This window comes from Rhodococcus sp. NPDC127593 (genome assembly GCF_042671975.1).
GTDB lineage: Bacteria > Actinomycetota > Actinomycetes > Mycobacteriales > Mycobacteriaceae > Rhodococcus_F.
Window position 1 is genome coordinate 1 of the sequence record NZ_JBHXWI010000148.1, and the last position, 4,044, is coordinate 4,044.

At 61.3% G+C, this 4,044-nt stretch carries 1 protein-coding gene and 1 pseudogene; both read left to right on the plus strand.

Going from position 1 to position 4,044, the window contains the following annotated elements; translation table 11 throughout:
* Nucleotides 1-204 (plus strand): annotated as a pseudogene (locus ACFVJ3_RS49195) (ATPase); the annotation flags it as partial.
* 766 nt (nt 205-970) lie between these two features.
* Entirely contained in the window at nt 971-3,715 is a 2,745-nt protein-coding gene (locus tag ACFVJ3_RS49200) for a LuxR C-terminal-related transcriptional regulator (protein WP_378459000.1), read from the plus strand.
* Nucleotides 3,716-4,044: the final 329 nt, after the last annotated feature.

Consider the following 4,044-nt stretch of genomic DNA (forward strand, 5'->3'; position numbering starts at 1 on the left):
CGCCAGCGATACCAACGATTGTGGGGCCTCGTCGCACAGGCGTTCCCACGTTGCGATCACGTGACCGTGTACGACAACAGCTCGAGCACCGGCCCGCGCATCGTCGCCCAGTTCACCGACGGACACCTCGTCGGCGAAGCCACCTGGCCCGCGTGGACACCCGCAGAACTGACCTCGCACACTAGCCGGGGCGAGCAACGCTAGGCGCAGTAATAGCCTGGCGGATCCGAACACCCAGAAGAACAACAGGCATATGGCCACCGACTACAACACACCAAGAGTCGCCGAATCCGACGAGCCGGACGCCTCCCGCGAACAGCTGACCGCCAGCCGGAAAGACGGAACAAGTTAGCTAACTCTTTGGTACGTCACATACTTTTCAATTCACACCCGACGCTGCGAAACAGACGCCGCACCCCCGGAGTCGGGGCGCCCGACGACGAGACCGAGCGCCTGGAGCTGCTCCCGCGACGTCGGCCGCATAGACGCGGTCGTCATCCAATTGCCGGCCGGCGATCAAAACCCCATGACACTTCTGCACGCATATCTCGACGACACGGTCTGGCCGCGCCGCTAGGCCGACTGGCCCAAACGCACCCAGACGGCGGCGACCCCATCCTTCTTCCGGATCCATGGCGTCGTCGGCCAAGGAGAGCGCGTTCGGGCAGGAGAGCCAATATTGCCTCATACTGCGATCGATGCAGGCCCCGTTGCGCGGGGGCCTGCACAGCAGTGTCCCGGGGACACGATGCCGGGTAACCCCGAAAGCACTGCGTATCGTACTGGCGTGAGGATTATCGCGCACAGTGTGACGATAGATAGTGGAGCAATGGTAGCTGCCCCCAGCGGACAGAACGTCGAACCGCCGTCGAACCTGCAGCTGACGGATTCGACAACGCGTGCCAAGTCGTGCACCCAGGTGCCGTGACCTCCCGCAACTGAGCGGCGGACTAGAAGACGGATACGAACCATGGATGCTGCGGATCACTTCACCCGGCTCGAACACTCCAGTCCATTTCCCGGCCGGATAGGCACTCCCTTCCTTCCTGCGGATGTATTGACTCGGCCTCGCCTGTTCGACCGGCTGACGAACGCAGTTAAGCACCCGGTGACCACTATCACCGCCCCCGCAGGTTGGGGTAAGACCCAACTTCTCGCGTCGTGGGTGCACTCTTCGTCCTGCGTGATCGACGTCTGCTGGCTTACCGTGGATCGACGCGATTCGGACCCGAACCGGTTCTGGCCAGCTATGTTGGCCGCGATCTCACCGAGGTTGTCTCACTCGGTTGAAAAGGAGTCCGACGACCCCGTTGTCCCGATGTTCGAAGGGCTCGCCACCCTTCGGTCTCCGATCCTGCTGATCCTCGACGACATCCATTGGCTTGATGACTCGGTCGTCGAGGAAGAACTGTCGTGGCTACTGGCGCGGCTCCCGCCCCTTGTCCACGTAATACTTAGCGGCATCTACCTACCGCGCCTGCCCATCAGTCGTCTCCGCGTCGAGGGCAAACTGCACGCGCTGACAGCAAAAGACCTCTCGTTCAATACTGCCGAGGTTTCCGCGATGCTCGCCGAGTCCGGTGTCGAGATCTCGGCCGCCGCAGCCGAGGTACTTCAGGTTCGCACCGAAGGTTGGTCAGCGGGCCTCCGTTTGGCAGCGCTCGCACTTGCCGAAGCAGAATCCTCCGAGCAGTTCTTAGAGAACTTTACGGGCGATAACGCTGATGTTGCTGACTACCTGGTTTCCGAAGTTCTGGCTCGAATACCGGTCGACCTCCAGGACTTTCTCCTGCGGACCTCGGTCTGCGAGGTCGTGACTGCCGACCTGGCGACGGCGCTGACCGGCCGGGCTGACAGTTACGAAGTGCTCCGTTGGATGGCCAAACGCAACCTATTTGTCATTGCCGACACACCGCGCAAGGACTGGTTTCGCTATCACGGAATGTTCGCTGAACTACTTCGAAGCAGGCTGAAACTGCAAGTAGACCCGTCAGCAGCCACACTTCATCACACCGCATCAAGGTGGTTCGCCGATCACAACATGCCTGTCGCAGCCTTCCAGCACGCATGCAACGCCACGCGATGGCGGGACGCAGAGACGCTACTCGTCGACAACTGGCTGCAGTTGTATCTCGACGGCCAGCTCGTGACAGTCCAAGGTCTCCTGAGGCAGCTCCCTGACAGAGTGGTGTCTACCAACAGTGAACTCCGACTCGTACAGATTGCGGTCGCCCTCGCTCTCGGGGAGGGAGGGGTTGTGGATATCTCTGACGCAGCATTGGCCGGCGCGCCACTCGAAACAATCGGCGGACGGCGTACTCCGACGCAGCCCGAATCCGCGGCGCTGGATTCGGCCGATCGCCATCCCCTTTCCACCGATCTTCCAATCGACCCCGACGCAACAACGGCTAGCTTGGTAGTCGACCTCGAACGCGGCCGCCTTTCAGGCGATCTAAACGTGGTTGCGACCGCAGCGAACGGGATGGCAACACTCTCTCAATGGTACGAGAGCCACGGCTCGACAGCCGCAAATGATCTCCGGGCACTGGCACTCCAACAGCTCGGTACTACCGAATACTGGGTCGGCCGACGAGCTGACGGCGAGGGGCATCTGAGGGAGGCCCTATCCGCGTCGAGAGCGACCGACCGCGCATACCTCGAACTCGGTTGCCTCAGCCAACTCGTTGGTGTCCTCACCGCCCAAAATCGATTGACTGAAGCGCTGACCGTTGCCGACCAGGCCACTGAACTCGCCCGTCAACGCGGATGGGAACTGACCGGCGCCGCGGCCGAGTTATGGCACGCCCGCGGCTGGGCCGCATACATGCGGGGAAACCTAGATGCCGCCGAACAACACCTCGCGGCCGCCGCAACGGCGGTCCGCCGTCAGGACGCCGCAGTAAGTGCAACCGTAATGCTCGTTCGTGGCCTCGTGATCAGCCTGCGGGGACGTAAACGGGAAGCGCTAACGGACCTCGAAGCGGCCGCAAGGATCGTCGACCGGATGGCCGCCCGCTACGTCTTCGACGACTACCTCACTGCCGAGCGATCACGCGTCCGACTAGCGATAGGCGACGCAGCGGGAGCAGCCGCTGTTCTCGAATCCCTTCCACCACAAGCGACTGGTCCGATAATGCTCACCGTTGCACACGCAGAACTGCTGGTCGCTGAAGGCAAACCCGGACGTGCCGTCGGCCTGCTCAACGAAGCTATCGACGTAGGAAGTGGGCTAGTCGATGAGATGCTGCAGGCGATGATTTTACTGGCCCTATTAGACGAACAAGAGATACCCCAGTCGCCTCAGGCAGTTGATCAGATCACGAAGGCAATCGAGCTTGCAGCACCCGAGCAATACGTCCAACCCTTTCTGCAATTCGGTAGCCCAGTCAACGCCTTGCTTCGTCGAGTACGGCGCGCCGGCACCCGTCACCGCGAGTTCGTCGACCTAGTGCAGTCCAAATTCGTTGAGATAGCTCCGATCCTGCATGTCGGAACGGTGGATACGGCAGGTGGGGCTCTGGTTGAGCCGCTCACAAAACGGGAGATGCAGGTGTTGCGAGCGATCGAGGAGCCCGCTTCTCTGCCCGAGCTGAGCGCCCGACTATTTGTTTCAGTCAACACCCTCAAGGCTCACTTGCGCAGTATCTATCGAAAAATGAATGTCAATGGCCGACGCACAGCAGTGGTGAAAGCCCGCGCGCTGGGTCTGTTGTAACTGGTCACACGTCAAGCAGGTACTGACCGAAGGCGTCAAGGCGGGCACGCACATTGGACCACTCAATCAAGGGTGGATCCGACACTTGCCGCGCGCATGGACCACATTGCGGGCGTGAGGCTAGCGCGGCGTCTTTAGGGTTAAAGCACGCCGCTGATGACGCGCCAGCCCGCCGACCTCTTCGAGTGTCGCGTCGCCCGACATTCGAGGAACGGGTTCGTACCGTTCTCGGATGGGACTGCCCCGGCTCTGGTTGACACCTGACCCGTGAGGGATCTGCCCTCACGGTGAAAGGATGATCGACATGCCGAAGCCATATCCCGAGGAGT